Raw genomic sequence first — 18,418 nt, forward strand, 5'->3', positions numbered from 1 at the left:
CGGCCGGGGATCAGCCCCGGGAGACCAGCCCCTCGGAGACCATCCAGTCCAGCGCGACGTCGGCGGGGTCCTCGCCGCCGACGTCGACCCGGCCGTTGAGCTCGATCATCACCTCGTCGGTGAGCCGCGGGGTGATCTCGGCGAAGACGTCGGCGATCTGCGGGTACTCCTGCAGCGTCTCGGTGAGCACGATCGGCGCGATGTTGTACGCGGGGAAGTAGCCGCGGTCGTCCTCGAGCACGGTGAGGTCGAGCGAGGCGATCCGGCCGTCGGTGGTGAACACCTCGCCGAAGTTGCACAGCTCGCCCTCGTCGGTGGCGGTGTAGACCGCGCCGGTGTCGAGGATGCTCACGTTGTCCCGCGGCACCCCCTGCGGGTCGCCCAGCGGGATGCCGTAGGCCTCGAGCATCGGCTCGAAGCCGTCGACGCGGGTGGCGAACTCCGACTCGAGGCAGAACGTCCGCTCCTCGACCGGGAGCTCGGCGATGTCCGAGAGCGTGGCCACGCCCCCGAGGTCGTCGACGGCCTCGCTGCGCACGGCGAAGGCGTAGGTGTTGTTGGCCTCGGCGGGCGGCAGCCAGGTGATCCCGTTGTCCTCGTCGGCGTCCCGGACCGCCGCCCACTGGGCCTGCTGGTCCGGGATGCCCTCCGGCATGCCCAGGTAGTTGATCCACCCGGTGCCGGTGTACTCCCACTGCACGTCGGTCTCGCCGCTGAGCATCGCGGCACGGGCCGGGGCCGCACCCGGGATGCCGCTGAGGTCGGTGACGTCGAACCCGGCCACCTGCAGCGCGATCACCGCGATCTTGCCCAGGACCAGCTGCTCGGTGAAGTTCTTGGCCCCGACGGTGATCGGCGCGCCGTCGACGACCGGCTCGATGGCGGCGGGGTCGGCGTCCGGGACGAAGGTGCCGGCGCTCTGCAGGCCGCAGCCGGCCAGGAGCGCGCTCGCCGCCAACGCCGCGGCCGCCCGGGCCGGTGCCCTCATCACAGCCCCTTCGGCCGGGCGACCTGCTCGACGACCCGGCCCAGCCAGTCGACGGCCAGGGCGAGCAGGGCCACGAGCACCGCGCCGCTGACCAGCAGGGAGTCCAGGGAGAGCGTGATGCCGGTGTTGATCAGCACCCCGAGCCCGCCGCCGGAGATGAAGGTGGCCAGCGTCGCGGTGCCGACCAGCAGGACCAGCGCGGTGCGCGCGCCGGCGAGGACGACCGGGACGGCGAGGGGCAGCTCGACCCGGAGCAGCACGGCGCGGCCGCTCATGCCCATGCCCCGGCCGGCCTCGACCAGGCGCGGGTCCACCCCCTGGATCCCGACCATGGTGTTCCGCAGGACCGGCAGCGCCGAGTACACGACCAGCGCGACGACCGTCGTCCAGTAGCCGAACCCGAGCCAGATCGCCAGCAGCACGAACAGCCCGATCGCCGGGGCGGCCTGGCCGACGTTGGCCACCCCGATGACCACCGGGGTGAACCGGCGCAGCGCCGGCCGGGTCAGGGCGACGCCCAGCGGTACCGCGATCGCCAGGACGATCGCCGCCGAGACGACGGTCAGCGACAGGTGCCGCAGGGTGCTGTCCCAGAGCGTGGCGGCGCCGAGCTGGCGCGCCTCGGTCTCGGTGAGGGTCGCGGTGGCCCGCCACAGCACGAACACCAGGACGCCGAGGACGACCAGCGCCGGCTGGACGGCCAGGGCCCGCCAGCCGCCCGGCGGGGTCGCGGCCCGGGGGCGCCCGCCCGTCGCCGGGCCGGCCTCGTCCGGGGGGTCCGCGGCCACGTCGGGGCGGACCCGCGGGTCGGGCGTCGTGGCGGTCACCCGGCGGTCTCCCGCCGGGCGCGCTGGATGGCCTCCATGATCGTCTCGATCGAGACGATGCCGGCCAGGCCGTCGCGCCGGCCGAGGACCACCGCCCCGCCCTGGCTGGCGGCGAGCATGGTGTCCAGCGCGTCGTTGAGCGTCGACTGGAGGCCGACCACCGGCAGCCGCTCGTCGACCGTGTCGGGGATCGCGCTCATCCGGCTCACCTCGGCCAGCGTCGGCCAGCTGATCGGGCGGTCCCGCCGGTCCAGGACGACCACGAAGTCGTCGCCGGCGGCGCGGGCGCGGGCCACGGCGCCGGCCGCGTCGTCCCCGATCGACGCCGTCGTCACCTGCCGGAGCTGCAGGCTGTGCACGCGGGTGAGCGTGAGCTGCTTGAGCGTGGCCCCGGCACCCACGAAGTCCGCGACGTACTCCTCGGCCGGGTCGGCCAGGATCGCCTCCGGGGTGTCGTACTGCACGATGCGGGCGCCGACGTCGAAGACCACGATCCGGTCGCCGAGCTTGACCGCCTCGTCGAAGTCGTGGGTGACGAACACGATCGTCTTGCCCAGCTCCTCCTGGATGCGCAGCAGCTCGTCCTGCAGCCGCTGGCGGGTGATCGGGTCGACCGCGCCGAACGGCTCGTCCATGAGCAGCACCGGCGGGTCGGCGGCCAGGGCGCGGGCCACGCCGACGCGCTGCTGCTGCCCGCCGGAGAGCTCCTTCGGGTAGCGGTCCCGGTAGACGTCGGGGTCGAGGCCGACGAGGTCGAGCAGCTCGTCGATGCGCCCGGCCACCCGGGCCTTCTCCCACCCGAGCATGCGCGGCACCATCCCGACGTTGGTGCCGACCGTCATGTGCGGGAAGAGGCCGCCGGCCTGGATCACGTAGCCGATCCGGCGCCGCAGCCGGTCGGGGTCCTGGGTGGTGACGTCCTCGTCGCCGAGGTGGATCCGGCCGTCGCTGGGCTCGATCAGCCGGTTGACCATCTTCAGCAGGGTGGTCTTCCCGCAGCCGGAGGGGCCGACGAACATCACCGTCTCGCCGGCCGCGACGTCGAGGGAGACCGAGTCCACGGCCGGCCGGTCCTGGCCGGGGTAGCGCTTGGTGACCTCCTCCAGCCGGATCGGCACGCCGCTGACGCGGCGGCCGGGGGGCGCGGGCGCCGGCGGCGCGGGCAGGGTGTCAGACACGGATACCCCTCGGGGTGGTCAGGCGCCCCAGCAGCAGGAGCAGCAGGTCGAGGACGAGCGCCAGGAGGACGATCGCGATCGTCCCGACCAGCGCGGAGTTCAGGGAGTTGGCCCCGCCCAGCCGGGACAGCCCGGTGAAGATGAACCCGCCCAGGCCGGGGCCCAGCACGTAGGCGGCGATGGCGGCGATGCCCATGACCATCTGGGTGGAGACCCGGACGCCGGCGAGGATCACCGGCCAGGCCAGGGGCAGCTCCACCCGCAGCAGGGTGGCCGGCCGGCTCATCCCCATGCCGCGGGCGGACTCGATGAGGGCGCCGTCGACCCCCGCCAGCCCGACGACGGCGTTGCGCAGCACCGGCAGGGCGGCGTAGAAGGTCACCGCGATGACCGCCGGGGTGATCCCGAAGCCGAACGGGGCCAGCAGGATGCCCAGCAGCGCGAAGGCGGGGACGGTCAGGCCCACCGCCGACACCGCGTTGGCCAGGGAGGTCGCCGCGGCGCTCCGGTAGACCAGGGCGGCCAGCACCAGCGCGATGACGGTGCCCAGCAGCACGCACTGCACGACCAGGCTGACGTGCTGGAAGGCCTGGTAGGCGATCTGACCGCGACGGTCGACCACGAAGTCCCACATCGGCGCGTCCCCTCCCGGGCCCGGACGCCGGCGGTCGGGCACCGTCCGCCGGTCGTGGGGCTCCTCCGCCACGGCCGGGGTGACGCGCGACGCCGCTGCCGGCGCCGGCTCCGCCTGGATCGGACGCTGTCACACGGTGGCGAGCGCGTCGACCCCCGGGGACGTTGCGAAACCGTGACGGTCCGGGCCGCGCCCGCCGTCCGCCACGCCTCTCCCCGTGGCGGACGGCGGGTCCCGCGGTGTCCGCTTGACCCTGACGCGACGTCAGGCCGTTCAGTGGTACGGGTCAGGGAGGGAGGGGCACCGTGCACGTGGGCGAGGTCGCGGCGCTGGCCGGTGTGACGGTCCGGGCGCTGCACCACTACGACCGCATCGGGCTGCTGTCGCCGTCCGGCCGGACGGCGGCCGGCTACCGGCGGTACGCGCCGGCGGACCTGGACCGGCTGCACCGGGTGCTGGTCTACCGCGAGCTCGGGTTCCCCCTCGAGGAGGTCGCGACCCTGCTCGACGACCCCGCCGCCGACCCGGCCGAGCACCTGCGCCGCCAGCACCGGCTGCTGCTCGACCGGCTGGAGCGGACGCGGGCGATGGTCGCGGCCGTCGAGAAGGAGATGGAGGCGAGGCAGATGGGGATCGCACTGACCCCGGAGGAGCGCTTCGAGGTCTTCGGCGAGCACGACCCGGCGCAGTACGAGGCCGAGGCGGAGGAGCGCTGGGGTGACACCGAGGCGTGGGCGCAGTCGCAGCGGCGCACCCGCGGCTACACCAAGGAGGACTGGGTCCGGGTCAAGGCCGAGGGCGAGGACGTCGAGCGGCGCTTCGCCGAGGCGATGCGGGCCGGCGTCCCGGCCGACTCCGCGCAGGCGATGGACGTCGCGGAGGAGCACCGGCAGCAGATCAGCCGGAACTTCTACGACTGCCCGCCCGGGATGCACGCGGGCCTGGGCCGGATGTACGTCGAGGACGAGCGGTTCACCGCGCACTACGAGCGGGTCGCGCCCGGCCTGGCGCGGTACGTGAGCACCGCCGTCCAGGCCAACGCCGCCCGCCAGGGCGGCTGAAAGAGGACCCTCCTGCCCCCCACGGCTCGCAAGCTCGCCGCGGGACCCTGCAGGAGGGCCACGCGGGGATCATGGGCGGGGGGCGGTGACCGCGTCGGCGAACCGGGTGAGCAGGTCGGCCAGGGCGGCGACGTCCCGGCCGGTCCAGCCCTCGAGCAGCGCGGCCAGCCGCCCGGTGCGGAAGTCCCGGGACGCGCTCACCAGCCGGTCCCCGGCGGGCGTCGTCGACAGCGACGCCCGCCGGGGGTCGGTGGACGACGGCGCCCGCCGCACCATCCCGGCCCCGACCGCGCGGGAGACCAGCCGGCTGGCCGTCGAGTGGGTGACGCCGAGCGCGCCGGCCACCTCCACGACCCCGACCTCCCCGGTCACGCGCCCCTCGGCCACGGCGAGGCACACCAGCAGCGTGGAGCCCTCGACGAGCGCACCCTCGTGCTCGATGCCGGCCGGGGCGTCCCACATCCGCCGCAGCCGCAGCAGCGCGCGGTCCACCCGGACCAGGTCGGAGTCGTCGGCCACCCACCCTCCCCCTGTGCATGTACCATACATACGTGGTCGTGCTGGTCACCGGATCCTCCGGCACCGTGGGGCGGGCCGTCGCGGCCGCCATCTGCACCACCGCCCGGCTGGGGCTGGCCGCCGGGCTCACCGACGACGTCCGCACGGTCACCGGTCGGGCACCGGCCACCGAGCGGCAGACCCTCACCCGCGAGCGCGGCGTGGGAACCCACCCCAGGAGGAGTGTCGTGGAGGTCGCCGTCCTCGGCGGCACCGGCCGCACCGGCCGGGCCGTCGTCGCCGAACTGCTCCGCCGCGGTCACGACGTGGCCGTGCTCGCCCGCGACCCCGCCACGCTGGGGGACGCCGCCGCGTCGGTCCGGGTGGTCCGCGGCGACTCCCGGGACGCCGGCGCCCTGACCGAGCTGACCGCGGGCGTCGACGCGGTGGTCTCCGCCCTCGGCCCGGTGGGCAGGGAGCCCACCCTGCACCGCGACACCGCCGCCGCGCTGGTACCGGTGCTGCAGCAGGCCGGGGTGACCCGGTTCGTCGGCGTCTCCGGCGCCGGCATCGACGTGCCCGGCGACCGCAAGTCGCGCCGGGACCGGCTGATCTCGGCGCTGGTCCAGCGGCTGGGCGGGGCGGTGGTCGCGGACAAGCCGGCCGAGCACGCCGTGTTCGCCGCCAGCGACCTGGACTGGACGCTGGTCCGCCCGCCCCGGCTCACCGACGGCCCGGCCACCGGCCGCGTCGAGCACCACGCGTCGGAGTCCTGCCGGGGCACCCGGATCGGCCGGGCCGACCTGGCCGCCTTCCTCGTCGACTGCGTCGAGCAGCACCTCTACCCGCGCCGGGCCCCGCTGGTGGCCGCCGCCCGCTGACCGCGCGGCCCCGGACGCGCCCGTGCGCCGCCGCACCGCTCCCCGGGGGGCGCGGAACAGGAAGCTGCACCCGTGTCACGCGGCCCCTGACGGGCGAGGAGCTTCCCGTTCCGCGAGGTCGGCGGGGCCAGGGGGCGGGCCGGCCTCACACCCGGATCAGCAGCTCGCCGTGCAGCATGCCGAGCCAGCCGTCATCCGCGGCCGCCCACCGCAGCCACGCCGCCGCGACCGCCTCGAGCCGCTCCCGGTCGGCCAGCCCGTAGGCCACGGCCTGCTCGGCGAAGGACGACGCGCTCGCCCGGGCGGCCCACGACGTCCCCCACCACTCCCGCTCGGCGGGCGCGGCCCAGCACCAGGACCCGGTGCTCGCCGTGACGTCGCGCAGCCCGGCGGCGTGCGCCCAGGCCAGCAACCGGCGGCCGGCGTCGGGCTCGGCCCCGTTGCGGCGGGCCACCCGGTGGTAGAGCTCGAGCCAGTCGTCGAGGCCGGGGTCGGCGGGGTACCAGGTCACCGCCGCGTAGTCGACGTCCCGGACGGCGACCAGCCCGCCGGGCCGGCACACCCGGGCCATCTCCCGCAGCGCCGCCACGGGGTCGGTGAGGTGCTGCAGCACCTGGTGGGCGTGGACGACGTCGAACGAGCCGTCGTCGGCGTCCAGCGCGTAGACGTCACCCACCGCGAACCCGACCGCGACCCCGGCCCGGCCGGCCAGCGCCCGGGCCTCCTCGAGCGGGTCCGCGGAGACGTCGAGGCCCACCACCCGCCCCGGCGCGACCCGCGCGGCGAGGTCGACGGTGATCGTGCCGGGGCCGCAGCCGACGTCGAGCAGGTCCAGCCCCGGGCGCAGGTGCGGCAGCAGGTACCCGGCGGAGTTCTCCGCCGTGCGCCGGCGGTGCGAGGCCAGGACGGCGTCGGCGTGCCCGTGCGTGTAGGTGTCGGCCATGCCCGCAGCCTCCCGCACGTGGTCCACCCAGTGGAACCGCCGTCCCGACGACTGGGACGACGGGATTCCGGCGACGCGAGCGCGGACATCCTCGACGGGGTGCCCGCACTGCTGCGCAACCCGGTGGTCCAGCAGGCGGTCCGGGCGGCCGTGGCCGCCGGCCTGGCCTGGCAGCTGGCCCTCCTGCTGCCGGCCCCGCTCTCGGACTACGCCTACTACGCGCCACTGGGCGCGATCATCGCCGTCCACCCGACCGTGGCCGACTCGGCGAGCGCCACCTGGCGCACCGTGCTGGCCATCGTGCTCGGCTCGGGCCTGGCGGTCGCGGTGTTCTGGGCGACGCAGCCCCTGCCGCGGGCGCTGACCCTTGCCCTGGTCGTCGTGCTCGCCGTCCTCCTGGAGCAGTGGCGGGTGCTGGGCGAGAACGCCAGCTGGGTGCCCGTGGCCGCGGTGTTCATGCTGCTGCTCGGGGCCGGCGACCCGCTCGACTACGCGGTCGCCTACGCGGGGCTCGTGCTGTTCGGCGCCGCGCTCGGCGTGCTGCTCACCTACGTCTTCCCCCCGCTGCAGCTGACCCGCGCGACCGGCGAGATCGCCGGCACCCGGGGCCTGGTGGCCCGGCGGCTGGAGCGGACGGCGACCGAGCTGCGCACCGGGCGCACGCCCACCCTCGACGAGGAGCAGCGCGCCGGCGCCGAGCTGGGCACCGCGCTCGACCGCATGCGCGACGCCGAGCGCACCGTCGAGCGGGCGCGGCGGGCCAACCCCCGGGAGCGCCGGTGGCGGCGGTCGGCCGACCGGGTGCGGGAGGAGTCGCGCGCGCTGGACCGCGTCGCCGTCCTGCTGGACGACGTCACCACGCTGGTCGCCGAGTACGAGCCGCACCGCCGGGGCGGGGAGCAACCGGACCTCGGCACCGCGGCCCGGCTGGCCGATGCGCTCGACGGGCTGGCGGGGGTGGTGCGCACCCCGTACCACGACGAGGGCGGCGTCCGCCCCGACGGCCGCGACCACAGCGTCCAGGTGGCCAGCGAGGCGCTCGACGCCCTGGTCGACCGGCTGCGGCGGACGACGGTCGACGACGACCCCGGCTACCTGGCGCTGTGCGCGGTGGCGGTCGGCATCCAGCGGGCGCTGCTGGCCCTCGACGCCCAGCGGGACCAGCCGGCGCCCGAGCAGGCCTGACCGCTCCCGACGGGGCAGGACCGCGCCCGGGCGGGACCGCGCCCGGGGCCGGTCAGGCCCGCTCGGCCAGCACCGCCTCGGCCACCGGCACGGCGCGCTCGCGGTCGGCGGGCACCAGCCCGAGGCGCACCCGCCGGTCGAGCAGGTCGGCGACGGTGCGCGCCGCCTCGGCCCGGACGGCGAACCGCAGCTCCCCCACGGTCTCCGGCCGGCCCGGCACCACCGGCTCCTCCCCCAGCGCGGCCACCAGGGGGGCCTCGGTGCCGTAGCGGGCCACCAGCCGCGGCGGGGCGGCCACCCGGTCCAGCGCGACCCGGGGCGCGGCGCCCACCAGCGGCAACCGGGGGGTCCGGCAGCGCGCCGCCCCACGGCCCAGCCGGGCCACGACCGCGTCCACCGCCTCCTCGGCCATCGCCCGGTAGGTGGTGAGCTTGCCGCCGACCACGGTGAGGACCGGTCCGTCCCAGGCCAGCAGGTGCCGGCGTGAGAGGTCGGCGGTGGCCGTCGCCCCGGGCGGGGTGCCCGCGGCGCGCCCCCGGCGCCCGCCGGGCAGCACCAGCGGCCGCAGCCCGGCGTAGGAGCCGAGGACGTCGGCCTCGGTGAGCGGGTCGGCCAGCACCCGGTTGACCGTCGCGAGCAGGTCGGCGACCTCCTGCGGCGACGGCCGCGGGTCGTCGTCCCCCGCCGGGCCGGGCACCGGCTCGTCGGTCAGCCCGAGGTGCACCAGCCCGCCCGGCTGCGGCAGCGCGAACACGTACCGGGACCGCGACCCCGGCAGCGGCACGGTGAGCGCCGCCGGCGGCGAGCCCAGCCGGTCGGCGGGCAGCACCAGGTGCGAGCCCCGGGAGGGCAGCAGCCGCACGCCCGGCGCCAGGGTCGACGCCCACACCCCGGTCGCGTTGACCACCGCCCGGGCGCGCACCGGCAGCGCCTCGCCGTCGTCCATCTCGACGTGCACCGAGTCGCCGTCCACCGCCCGCACCGTGGCCCCCGTGAGCACGCGGGCGCCCAGGGCGGCGGCGGTGCGGGCCAGCGCGACGACGAGCCGGGCGTCGTCGGTGAGCTGGCCGTCCCAGAAGACGACCCCGCCGCGCCGGCCGCGCACCGCCGGGGCCAGCCGGGCGGTCTCGGCCGGGCCGACCCGCCGGGTGCGCGGCAGCGACCCGCGCCCGCCCATGACCGACGCGCGCACCGCGTCGCCGAGCCGCCCGCCGAGGGCGGCCAGGGCGGTGGCGTCCCACCCGGCCACGTCCGGGACGAGGAAGGGCAGCGGGCGGACCAGGTGCGGCGCCGTCGTCCCCATGAGGACGGCGCGCTCGCGGGCGCTCTCCCGGGCCAGCGCGACCTCCCCGTGCGCCAGGTAGCGCAACCCGCCGTGCACCAGCTTCGACGACCAGCGGCTGGTGCCCGCGGCGAGGTCGACGCGCTCGAGCAGGACGACCGACAGCCCGCGGCTCGCGGCGTCCAGGGCCACGCCGGCACCGGTCACCCCGGCCCCGACCACCACCAGGTCGACCGCCGCGCCCGCGACCGCGTCGAGGTCGGCGGCACGGCGGCGCGGGGAGAGGGCACCCGTTGCGGAGTCCGGGCCGGCCGCCAGCACCCGGCAGACTGTAGCCGTGCCCGAGCTGCCCGAACTGACCATCCAGGGCTGGGGCCCCCCGGCCCGCCCCCGCGACGCGACGGTGCCGGCGAGCGGCGACGGCGGCGGGGAGGCGCGCACGCTGGAGCTGGCTCCCTACCCCGACCTCGCCGAGGTGCTGCCCAAGGCCGCGCGCCGGCACCTGGCCCGCGAGCTGGGCTGGACCCCGCGCTCGACCCGCCCGGCGCCGGTGGGGGAGATCCGGCTGCCGCCGTCCCGGCTGGCCGAGGAGGGCCGGCAGCGGCTGGTCGACCTGCTCGGCGAGGACGGCGTCCGCACCGACCGGGAGGCGCGGCTGCGGCACGCCGGTGGGCGCAGCTACCTCGACCTGCTGCGCCGGCGCTCCGGCGACGCCTCCGACGCCCCGGACGCCGTGGCCACCCCGGCCGACACCGGGCAGACGGCGGCGCTGCTGGCGGCGTGCAGCGAGATGGGCGTGGTCGTCGTCCCCTACGGCGGCGGGACCAGCGTGGTCGGCGGGCTGTCGGGCATCGACGTCGACGACCGCCCGTCGGTGTCGGTGGACCTGCGGCGGATGGCCTCGGTCCGCGACGTCGACGTCCCCTCGTCGCTGGTCACGGTCGGGCCGGGCATGCGGGGGCCCGCCCTCGAGGACGCGCTGGCCGGGCACGGGCTGACGCTGGGCCACCTGCCGCAGAGCTACGAGTACGCCACCCTCGGCGGGTACGCGGCCACCCGCTCGGCGGGCCAGGCCTCCACGGGGGTGGGCCGGTTCGACGACCTGGTGGCCGGGCTGACGCTGGCCACGCCGGCGGGGGTGCTGGAGCTGGGCTCGCCGCCGTCGTCGGCGGCCGGGCCGGACCTGCTCGGCCTGGCGCTGGGGTCGGAGGGCGCGCTCGGGGTGATCACCGAGCTGCGGCTGCGGGTGCGGCCGCGACCGCGGGCGGTCCGGTACGAGGGCTGGTCGTTCCGGACCTGGGCCGGCGGGCTGGCGGCGCTGCAGCGGCTGGCGCGGCACGACCTGCTGCCCGACGTCGTCCGGCTGTCGGACGGCGACGAGACGCGGGCGAACCTGCTCATGGCGTCGGGGATGGGCGCCCGGGCGCTGCGGGGGTCGCTGCGGGCCCGGCGGCGCGGCGCGGGCTGCCTGCTGGTCGTCGGCTGGGAGGGGCTGCCGCAGCTGGTGCGGGCCCGCGTGCGGGCGGCGGCGTCGGTGCTGCGCGACGGCGGGGCGGCGCCGCTGGGCGGCCGGGTCGGCGAGTCCTGGCGGCGGCACCGGTTCGGCGCGCCCTACCTGCGGGACTCGCTGCTCGACGCCGGCCTGCTGGTGGAGACCCTGGAGACGGCGGCCACCTGGACGGCCCTGCCCACCGTGTACGACGCCGTCCGCCGGGCGCTGTGCGACGCGCTCGGCCGGCCGGGGAAGCAGCCGCTGGTGCTGAGCCACGTGTCGCACGCCTACCCGACCGGCGCCTCGCTGTACGTGACCGTGCTGGCCGACCGGGACGACGCCCTGCCGCTGCAGCAGTGGCTGGGCGCCAAGCGGGCGGTCACCGACGCGCTGGTGGCCGCCGGCGGCACGCTCACCCACCACCACGGCGTGGGGGCCGACCACCGGCCGTGGCTGGAGCGCGAGATCGGCCCGCTGGGGGTGGAGGTGCTGCGCGCGGTCAAGGAGCGGCTGGACCCGAACGCGATCTGCAACCCCGGCGTCCTGCTGCCCGAGTGAGCCACGCGGCCCGGGCCGCCGATGACCAGGTCGGCTCACCGGTGGGGGTCCTGGCTCACCACCGGTGGTGAGCCAGGACCCCCGATGACCAGGTGACCTGATCATCGGTGAGCCCCCTCAGGTCCGCGGGTCCACGGCGGGTCCGGAGGAGTCGGTGCCGGCCTCGGGGTCGGCCGGGGGCCGGGGACGGGGCTCGCCGTCCCCGGGGTCGGGCGCCGCCACCGGCCGCCGCCGGCGGCGCAGGGAGCGGGGCAGCCGGCGGGGGCCGGGGTCAGGCACGCCCGGCCGGGACGGCGGGTGCCGGCGCGGCCGGGTCGAGGGCGTACCCGTGGGAGAAGACGCCCGTCGGGTCGACCGCGGCCTTGACCGCGAGCAGCCGCTCGGCGACGGCGGGCGGGTAGGCGGCGGCCACCTCGGCCGGGCCGCTGACCTCGCCCAGGAAGTTGACCATGCAGCCGGGCGCGGCCCACGGCGCCAGCGCGGCCAGGACCCCGCGGCCCACCTGCGGCAGCACCTCGGCCAGCTCCGGCACCGCCGGGCCCAGCACGAGCACGGAGAACGCGGCGTCGCGGCCGGCGACCGCGCTCGGCACCCTCGGTTGCCGGGCCAGCGCGCCGCCCATCAGCCGGATCTCGGCCATGACCAGCGGCACGTCGACCTGCGGGCCGGCGGCGGCGAGGAAGGCGTCGACCGCCTCGGCGGGCAGCTCGGCGAGCAGCATGCCCTTCTCCCAGCCGGGCATCGGGTCCCTCGGGTCCATGTGGATGGCGTCCATCGCGGTGGTCGGCATCGGGCCGATCCCGCCGAGCAGCGCCCGCCCGGCCCCGCGCATCGGCTCCACGAGCCGCTCGCCCTCGGCGAGGTCGTCGCCGCAGTACGCGTAGCGCAGGTGGACGACGGTCCGCCCGCGCACCGGCCCGGGCAGCTCCTCGGCCGGGGGCAGCCGGAGGACGGCGATCGAGGTGGACGCCTCCTCGGGCAGCGCCGGCGCCCAGGTGCGGAAGGCGTGCAGGAGGGCGGGGGCGTCCGCGGCGTCGAAGAACAGCCCGCCGCCGACGAGCGTGCTGACCGGGACGAGCTCGAACTCCACCGAGGTGACGATCCCGACGTTGCCCTTCCCGCCGCGGACGGCGAAGAACAGGTCGGGCTCGGTGTCGGCGCTGACGGTCCGCAGCGCGCCGTCGGCGGTGACCAGGTCGACCGACAGCAGGTGGTCGGCGGCGAACCCGAACTTCCGGCCGAGCGAGCCGACCCCGCCGCCCAGGGTGTAGCCGACCACGCCGACGCCGGAGGACGAGCCGCACAGCCCGGTGAGGCCGTGCTCGGCCGCGGCGGCGAGCACCTTCTCCCACGTCACGCCGGCCTCGACGCGGGCGGTGCGGCGGACCGGGTCGATGCTCACGCCCTGCATGCGGCGGGTGGTGACCAGCACGGCGCCGTCGGCGTTGCGGACGGGGCCGTGCCCGGTGGCCTGGACGGCGACCGTCCGGCCGTGCTCGACGGCCCAGGAGACGGCGGCGGCGACGTCGGCGGCGCAGGTGGCGCCCACCGCGACCGCCGGGGTGTGGGTGACGGCGAGGTTCCAGGCGAACACCTCGGCGGCGAGGCCCTCGTCGCCGGCGGCGTAGACCGGGCCGTGCACGCGGCTGCGCAGCGCGTCGACGTCGGCGGCGCCGATCGCCGGCGCGGTCTCGGCGGCGGTGCGCGGGGCGGGGACGGTGGCGGGGGCCTGGGGCATGGCGGGCGGTTCCTCGCTGGACGGGCGCGGCGCTCTCGCCGCGGGCTGCTCGATCGGGACGCCGGGAGCGTGCCCGGGCGCACTTGACCGGGACTTGCAGCGCGCTTGAGCGCGGTAGCGGCACCGCGGCGTGCCGGGAGGCCTCCCGCGGGCGGCCCCGACCTGGGAGGATCCCGCCCCGTGCGATACCGCGTCCTCGGGCCGCTCGAGGTCACGGGTCCCGACGGCTCGCCGCTGGACGTCGGCGGTGCCAAGCCCCGGGCGCTGCTCGCCCTCCTGCTGGCCGAGGCCAACCGGGCCGTGGCCGTCGACCGCATCGTCTCCACCCTGTGGGGCGACGAGCCGCCGCCGACCGTCACCGGCACCCTGCAGGCCTACGTCTCCCACCTGCGCCGGGTGCTCGAGCCCGACCGCGGCCCGCGGGAGGCACCGAAGGTGCTGCTCACCCGCCCGCCGGGCTACCTGCTGCAGGTCGACGCCGCCGACCTCGACACCCTGCGCTTCACCGCCCTGGTCGAGGAGGGCGACCGCGCCGTCGAGGTCGGCGACCCGGCCCGGGGCGTGGCGCTGCTGGACCGGGCGCTGGAGCTCTGGCGCGGCGAGCCGCTGCCCGAGCTCGGCGACACCCCGACCGCGGCCACCGACCGGCTGCGGCTGACCGAGCTGCACGTGCGCGCCCGGGAGCGGCGCTGCGACGCGCTGCTGGCCGTGGGCCGCGCGGACTCCGCCGTCACCGACCTGCAGCGCCTGGTCGTCGAGCACCCGCTGCGCGAGCGGCTGTGGGCCCGCCTGGTCACCGCCCTCTACGCCGCCGACCGGCAGGCCGACGCCCTCGACGCGCTGCGCCGCTGCACCGAGCTGCTGCGCGACGAGCTGGGCATCGACCCGGGCCCGGAGCTGCGCGACCTGGAGCGGGCGGTGCTCACCCAGGACCCGAAGCTCACCGAGCGGCTGCCCCGCCCGGTGCTCTCCGTCGTCCCCCCGCCCGCGCCGGTGCCCGCCGCCGCGCCGGGCGCCGAGACCCTGGTCGGCCGCGAGCCGGAGCTGGCCCACCTGCGCGCCGCCCGGGACGCCGCGGCCGGCGGGCGGGCCGGCGTCGTCGTCCTCGGCGGGGAGGCCGGGATCGGCAAGACGCGGCTGGCCGAGGCCGCCGCCGACGCCGGCCGGTCGGCCGGCTGGTCGGTCGCCTGGAGCCGCTGCGCGGACGACGCCGGAGCCCCGCCGCTGTGGCCGTGGACGCAGGTGCTCGAGCAGCTGGGCCAGGCGCAGCTGGACCCGCTGCCCGAGGAGGCCGACGCCGACGCCGCCCGCTTCCGGCTGTTCCAGGACCTCCGCGCCCGGCTGACCGCGGCCGCGACCCGGCCGGTGCTGGTGGTCCTCGACGACCTGCAGGGCGCCGACACCACCTCCGTGCAGCTGCTGGGGCTGCTGGCCCGCCACCTGCCGCGGGCGCCGCTGCTGGTGGTGGTCACCGTGCGCACCGTCGGGGAGGACCTGCCGGAGGCGGTCACCGACTGCCTGGCCCGGCTGGCCCGCGAGCCCGCCGCCAGCCGGCTGCGCCTGGCGGGCCTGTCGACCGACGCGGTCGCCGCCCTCATGGCCGGCCCGCTCGGCTCGGTCGGCGACCGCACCCTGGCCGAGGCGGTGCACGACCGCACCGCGGGCAACCCGTTCTTCGTCGTCGAGCTGGCCCGCTGGATGGCCGGCGCCCGCGACCTGCACCTGGACCGCGTGCCGGTGCCGCCCTCGGTCGGGGAGGTGCTGCGGGGCCGGCTGGGCCGGCTGCCGGCGGGCACCCGCGAGGTGCTGGAGCTCGCCGCGGTCGCCGGCCGGGAGGTGCCGCTGGACCTGCTGGAGGCGGCCGGCGTGGACGCCGAGGAGGCCCTGGCCGCCCTGGACGGCGCGCTGGCCGCGGGCCTGGTGGTCGAGGGCACCCACCCGTGGACCTGGCGGTTCGCCCACGCGCTCGTGCAGGAGGTGCTGCACGAGGACCTCCCCCGGCTGCGCCGAGCCCGCCTGCACGCGCGGGTCGCCGCCGCGCTGGAGCAGCGGGCCGGCGGGCGCCCCGACGACACGCTGGTCGAGCGGCTGGCCCACCACGCCGTCGAGGCGGTGCCGGTGACCGGCCCGGACGCGGCCCGGCGCTGGTCCACCGAGGCCGCGCGGATCGCCCGCGCCCGGCTGGCGCACGGCGAGGCCGCCGCCCACCTGCGCCGCGCCGTGTCGCTGCTCGACCCGACCGCGCCCGACGCCGCCCGCACCCGTCACGACCTGCTCACCACCCTCGGCAACGACCTGCTGCGCAGCGGCTCGCGCACCGAGGCCCGGGAGGTGGTCGCCGAGGCCCTCGCCGTCGCCCGGGAGCTGGGCGACCGCCGCTGCCTGCTGGAGTCCGCCGCGGTGTGGGGCTCGCCGACGCTGTGGAACTGGCGCCCGCACGGCGTGGTGGACGACGAGATGGTGGCCCTGCTGGAGGACCTGCTCGAGCACGCCGACGACATCGCGCCCGAGGCCACCCCCGCCGAGCGCGACCGGCTCACCGCCCGGCTGCTGGGCACGCTGGGCGTGGAGCTGGCGTTCAGCGCCGACCTGCAGCGGGGCCCGCGGTACGCGCAGCGGGCGGTCGAGCTCGCCCGGGCCGTCGGCGACGCAGACCTGCTGGGCCGCACGCTGAACAACTACTCGCTGGCCGTGTGGGGCCGCCCCGGCGCCGCCGAGCTGCGGCTGGCGGCCACCGACGAGGCGCTCGGGCTGGCCGGGCGCGGGCTGCCGCGGCGCACCGAGTTCTACGCCCGGCTGCACCGGGCGGCGATCCGGCTGCACCTGGGCGACCTGCGCGGCTTCGAGGCGGACATGGACGCCGGCCGCCGGCTGTCCATCTCGATCTCCGGGCCGGAGGTCCGCCCGCACGTGCTCTGGCAGCAGGCCGGCGCCGCCTGGCTGCGCGGGGACGCCGCGCGCGCCGAGGAGCTGACCACCGAGGCCTACGAGCTCTACCGCCGGGTCACCCCGCACGCCCGGCACGCCTACGCGGCGCACCAGTTCACCCTGCGCCGGGGCGACCACCGCCTGCCCGAGGCGATCGACCTGCTGGTCGAGACCGGCGACGAGGGCAACCCGCTGCTGCAGCTCATGGCCGTGGTGGCGGCCGCCGAGTCCGGGGACCCGGCCGAGGCCCGGCGGCTGCGCAAGCGGTGGGGGCAGGCCCAGGTGCGGGACTGGGCCAGCGACGTGGCCACCCTGCTGCAGGCCGAGGTCGCGCTGCAGATCGGCGACGAGCCGGAGATCGAGATGGCCACCGTGCAGCTGCACCCGTTCCGCGGCCGGCAGGCGGTGCTCGGGACGCCGTCGTTCACCCTCGGCGCCTACGACGAGCTGCTCGGCCGGATCGCCGAGCGCAGCGGCGACACCGTGGCCGCCCGCGAGCTCTGGCTGGGCGCGCAGCGCCAGGGCCGGCTGGTCGGCTCACCGCACCAGGTGGCGCTGGCCGGGTCGCACCTGGCGCGGGTGCCCGAGGAGGTCGCCCGTCGTCCCCGGCGCCGGCGGCCGAGCGCCCCGCAGTCGGCCTGACGGGCGCGCCGATGATCAGGTGAGCTGGTCGTTGCCGGTCCTGGCTCACCACCGGTGGTGAGCCAGGACCACCGATGATCAGCTCACCTGATCATCGGACGCCCCCTCGGGCAGCTGCACGGTCGTCGTCACCCGCGCCAGCGACGGCCGCGGCGGCACCGAGCCGAACCCGAAGGTCACCGGCGGGCGCACGTCGGCCGGCGCCCCGAGCGGCTCGCCGTCCCACGTCCCGGCCACACCGGTCACCGCGTGCAGGTCCTGCACGCCGTACCACTCCTGCCGCCCCCCGCCGGCCGAGCCGGTGGTGCGCAGCCCGGTGAGCAGCCGCGCCGGGCGGTCGAGCAGGCCGATCCAGCGGGGCGCGCGGGCCAGCGGCGGGGGGACGGCGCGCAGCAGCCACCCCAGCGGCGGCCGGCGCCCGGTGCGCACCCGCAGGTCCAGCGGCCCGGCGGTCACCGCCCAGGTCGCGGGGTCCGGGCGCCGCACGGCCACCGGCAGCACCCGCACCTCGTCGAAGGAGTAGGTGGCGGCGACGAAGTCGGCGGCCGCGGCGGTGGGGGCCAGCAGGAGCCGGTGCCCTTCGGGCCGCTGCACCATGACGTCGGAGAGGGGCCCCAGCGGCGAGCGGGGCCAGTGCCCGACGACCACGCGGGTCCCCGACGCGGAGCCGACGCCGAGGATCCAGCCGTCGAAGACCGCGCGCACGGGCTACAGCGTGGTCGCCCGGCCGCCGTCGACGGGGATGACCGCGCCGGTGACGTAGGCGCCGGCCCGGCTCGCCAGGTAGACGGCGACGCCGGCCATGTCGTCGGGGCGGCCGATGCGGCCCAGCGGCGAGGAGGCGGCGATCTCGTCCCCGTGCGCGGCCAGCGTGGCCGCCATCATCTTCGACTCGAACGGCCCCGGCGCGACGGCGTTGACGGTGATCCGCTTCGGCCCGAGCTCGCGGGCCAGCACCCGGGTCAGCTGGTGCACCGCGGCCTTGCTGGCCGAGTAGGAGTAGGTGGGCAGCGAGGGCACGTGCAGCCCGTCGATGCTGCCGACGTTGACCACCCGCGCCGGGTCGTCGTCGCTCGCCGCCGCCTCCAGCAGCGGCAGGAACGCCCGCGTCAGGAAGAACGGCGCCTTGAGGTTGAGGTCGAGCACCTTGTCCCAGGCGGAGGCGGGGAACTCGGCGAACGGCGCGCCCCAGGTGGCGCCGGCGTTGTTGACCAGCACGTGCAGCCGCTCCTCGCGGGCGCCGACCTCGGCGGCCAGCCGGAGGCACTCGGCCTCGGTCGAGACGTCGGCCGGGATCGACCCGACCCGCCCGAACGGCGCGAGCTCGGCGGCCGCGGCCTCCCCGGCCTCGGGCTTGCGCGAGCTGATGTACACCGAGGCCCCGGCCTGCAGCAGCCCGCGGGCCATCATCAGGCCGATGCCGCGGGTGCCCCCGGTCACCAGGGCCACCTTGCCGGTCAGGTCGAACAGGTCCACGCCGCCTCCTCACCCGGGCGGACGCCGTCGTCCCCCGGCCCGCGGACCCTATCCGGCCCGGTCCCGGATCGTCCGCGCGGTAGGAGGCGGGCGCCGCTGGACCGGTC

15 protein-coding genes are annotated in these 18,418 nt (G+C 77.6%); 5 read left to right on the forward strand and 10 right to left on the reverse strand.

Annotation, left to right across the window (positions count from 1 at the left end; translation table 11 throughout):
• Nucleotides 1-10: 10 nt before the first annotated feature.
• The 4 genes from D0Z06_RS11475 to D0Z06_RS11490 are packed head-to-tail and all read right to left on the reverse strand — an operon-like array spanning nucleotide 11 to nucleotide 3,627.
• Nucleotides 11-988, reverse strand: coding sequence for a glycine betaine ABC transporter substrate-binding protein (locus D0Z06_RS11475; RefSeq protein ID WP_117377516.1), 978 nt, complete (start codon nucleotides 986-988; stop codon nucleotides 11-13).
• A complete protein-coding gene (locus D0Z06_RS11480; RefSeq protein WP_233517610.1) occupies nucleotides 988-1,815 on the reverse strand; it encodes an ABC transporter permease in 828 nt (275 codons plus the stop codon). The genes D0Z06_RS11475 and D0Z06_RS11480 overlap by 1 nt, the downstream gene beginning before the upstream one ends.
• On the reverse strand, nucleotides 1,812-2,993 hold the full coding sequence (locus D0Z06_RS11485) for an ABC transporter ATP-binding protein (protein ID WP_199522256.1): 1,182 nt from the start codon (nucleotides 2,991-2,993) through the stop codon (nucleotides 1,812-1,814). Before D0Z06_RS11485 ends, D0Z06_RS11480 begins: the two co-directional genes overlap by 4 nt.
• On the reverse strand, nucleotides 2,986-3,627 hold the full coding sequence (locus D0Z06_RS11490) for an ABC transporter permease (protein WP_117377517.1): 642 nt from the start codon (nucleotides 3,625-3,627) through the stop codon (nucleotides 2,986-2,988). Before D0Z06_RS11490 ends, D0Z06_RS11485 begins: the two co-directional genes overlap by 8 nt.
• A 305-nt stretch (nucleotides 3,628-3,932) precedes the next feature.
• On the opposite strand from D0Z06_RS11490, the gene D0Z06_RS11495 reads away from it, so the two are divergent.
• The gene (locus D0Z06_RS11495; RefSeq protein ID WP_117377518.1) at nucleotides 3,933-4,688 is read left to right on the forward strand and encodes a MerR family transcriptional regulator; all 756 of its coding nucleotides are present in this window, start codon (nucleotides 3,933-3,935) and stop codon (nucleotides 4,686-4,688) included.
• A gap of 69 nt (nucleotides 4,689-4,757) precedes the next feature.
• Here D0Z06_RS11495 and D0Z06_RS11500 read toward each other — a convergent pair whose 3' ends face one another.
• Nucleotides 4,758-5,207, reverse strand: coding sequence for a MarR family winged helix-turn-helix transcriptional regulator (locus tag D0Z06_RS11500; protein WP_158579952.1), 450 nt, complete (start codon nucleotides 5,205-5,207; stop codon nucleotides 4,758-4,760).
• A gap of 32 nt (nucleotides 5,208-5,239) precedes the next feature.
• Here D0Z06_RS11500 and D0Z06_RS11505 point away from each other — a divergent pair, with 32 nt between their 5' ends.
• A complete protein-coding gene (locus D0Z06_RS11505) occupies nucleotides 5,240-6,067 on the forward strand; it encodes an NAD(P)-dependent oxidoreductase (protein ID WP_158579953.1) in 828 nt (275 codons plus the stop codon).
• A 145-nt stretch (nucleotides 6,068-6,212) separates the two neighbouring features.
• Here the strand turns inward: D0Z06_RS11505 and D0Z06_RS11510 are convergent, their stop codons facing one another.
• A complete protein-coding gene (locus D0Z06_RS11510; RefSeq protein ID WP_117377593.1) occupies nucleotides 6,213-7,010 on the reverse strand; it encodes a methyltransferase domain-containing protein in 798 nt (265 codons plus the stop codon).
• Nucleotides 7,011-7,109: 99 nt separating this feature from the next.
• On the opposite strand from D0Z06_RS11510, the gene D0Z06_RS11515 reads away from it, so the two are divergent.
• Complete coding sequence (locus D0Z06_RS11515) at nucleotides 7,110-8,195, forward strand: aromatic acid exporter family protein (RefSeq protein WP_158579954.1); 1,086 nt, start codon at nucleotides 7,110-7,112, stop codon at nucleotides 8,193-8,195.
• A 52-nt stretch (nucleotides 8,196-8,247) separates the two neighbouring features.
• Here D0Z06_RS11515 and D0Z06_RS11520 read toward each other — a convergent pair whose 3' ends face one another.
• Complete coding sequence (locus tag D0Z06_RS11520) at nucleotides 8,248-9,798, reverse strand: glycerol-3-phosphate dehydrogenase/oxidase (RefSeq protein WP_304999757.1); 1,551 nt, start codon at nucleotides 9,796-9,798, stop codon at nucleotides 8,248-8,250.
• Nucleotides 9,799-9,814: 16 nt separating this feature from the next.
• Between D0Z06_RS11520 and D0Z06_RS11525 the strand changes: the two genes are divergently transcribed.
• Nucleotides 9,815-11,527 carry an FAD-binding oxidoreductase gene (locus D0Z06_RS11525; protein WP_117377522.1) on the forward strand — a complete coding sequence of 571 codons (1,713 nt, stop codon included), beginning with the start codon at nucleotides 9,815-9,817 and terminating at the stop codon, nucleotides 11,525-11,527.
• 271 nt (nucleotides 11,528-11,798) lie between these two features.
• Here the strand turns inward: D0Z06_RS11525 and D0Z06_RS11530 are convergent, their stop codons facing one another.
• Nucleotides 11,799-13,265, reverse strand: a complete 1,467-nt coding sequence (locus tag D0Z06_RS11530; RefSeq protein WP_117377523.1) for an FAD-binding oxidoreductase — start codon at nucleotides 13,263-13,265, stop codon at nucleotides 11,799-11,801.
• A 180-nt stretch (nucleotides 13,266-13,445) separates the two neighbouring features.
• Here D0Z06_RS11530 and D0Z06_RS11535 point away from each other — a divergent pair, with 180 nt between their 5' ends.
• On the forward strand, nucleotides 13,446-16,835 hold the full coding sequence (locus D0Z06_RS11535; RefSeq protein ID WP_158579955.1) for a BTAD domain-containing putative transcriptional regulator: 3,390 nt from the start codon (nucleotides 13,446-13,448) through the stop codon (nucleotides 16,833-16,835).
• A 78-nt stretch (nucleotides 16,836-16,913) separates the two neighbouring features.
• Here the strand turns inward: D0Z06_RS11535 and D0Z06_RS11540 are convergent, their stop codons facing one another.
• Both D0Z06_RS11540 and D0Z06_RS11545 read right to left on the reverse strand, forming a co-directional pair.
• Entirely contained in the window at nucleotides 16,914-17,540 is a 627-nt protein-coding gene (locus D0Z06_RS11540; RefSeq protein WP_117377525.1) for a hypothetical protein, read from the reverse strand.
• 3 nt (nucleotides 17,541-17,543) lie between these two features.
• Nucleotides 17,544-18,311: an SDR family oxidoreductase gene (locus D0Z06_RS11545; protein WP_117377526.1), complete on the reverse strand. Its 768-nt coding sequence runs from the start codon at nucleotides 18,309-18,311 to the stop codon at nucleotides 17,544-17,546.
• Nucleotides 18,312-18,418: the final 107 nt, after the last annotated feature.

The sequence above is a fragment of the Geodermatophilus marinus genome (assembly GCF_003428645.1).
In the GTDB taxonomy this organism is placed as follows: Bacteria; Actinomycetota; Actinomycetes; order Mycobacteriales; family Geodermatophilaceae; genus Geodermatophilus.

Coding starts and splice junctions, on each gene's coding strand:
- D0Z06_RS11475 (WP_117377516.1), bottom strand. CDS start 988: ATGAGGGCACCGGCCCGGGCGGCCGCGGCGTTGGCGGCGAGCGCGCTC.
- D0Z06_RS11490 (WP_117377517.1), bottom strand. CDS start 3,627: ATGTGGGACTTCGTGGTCGACCGTCGCGGTCAGATCGCCTACCAGGCC.
- D0Z06_RS11510 (WP_117377593.1), bottom strand. CDS start 7,010: ATGGCCGACACCTACACGCACGGGCACGCCGACGCCGTCCTGGCCTCG.
- D0Z06_RS11530 (WP_117377523.1), bottom strand. CDS start 13,265: ATGCCCCAGGCCCCCGCCACCGTCCCCGCCCCGCGCACCGCCGCCGAG.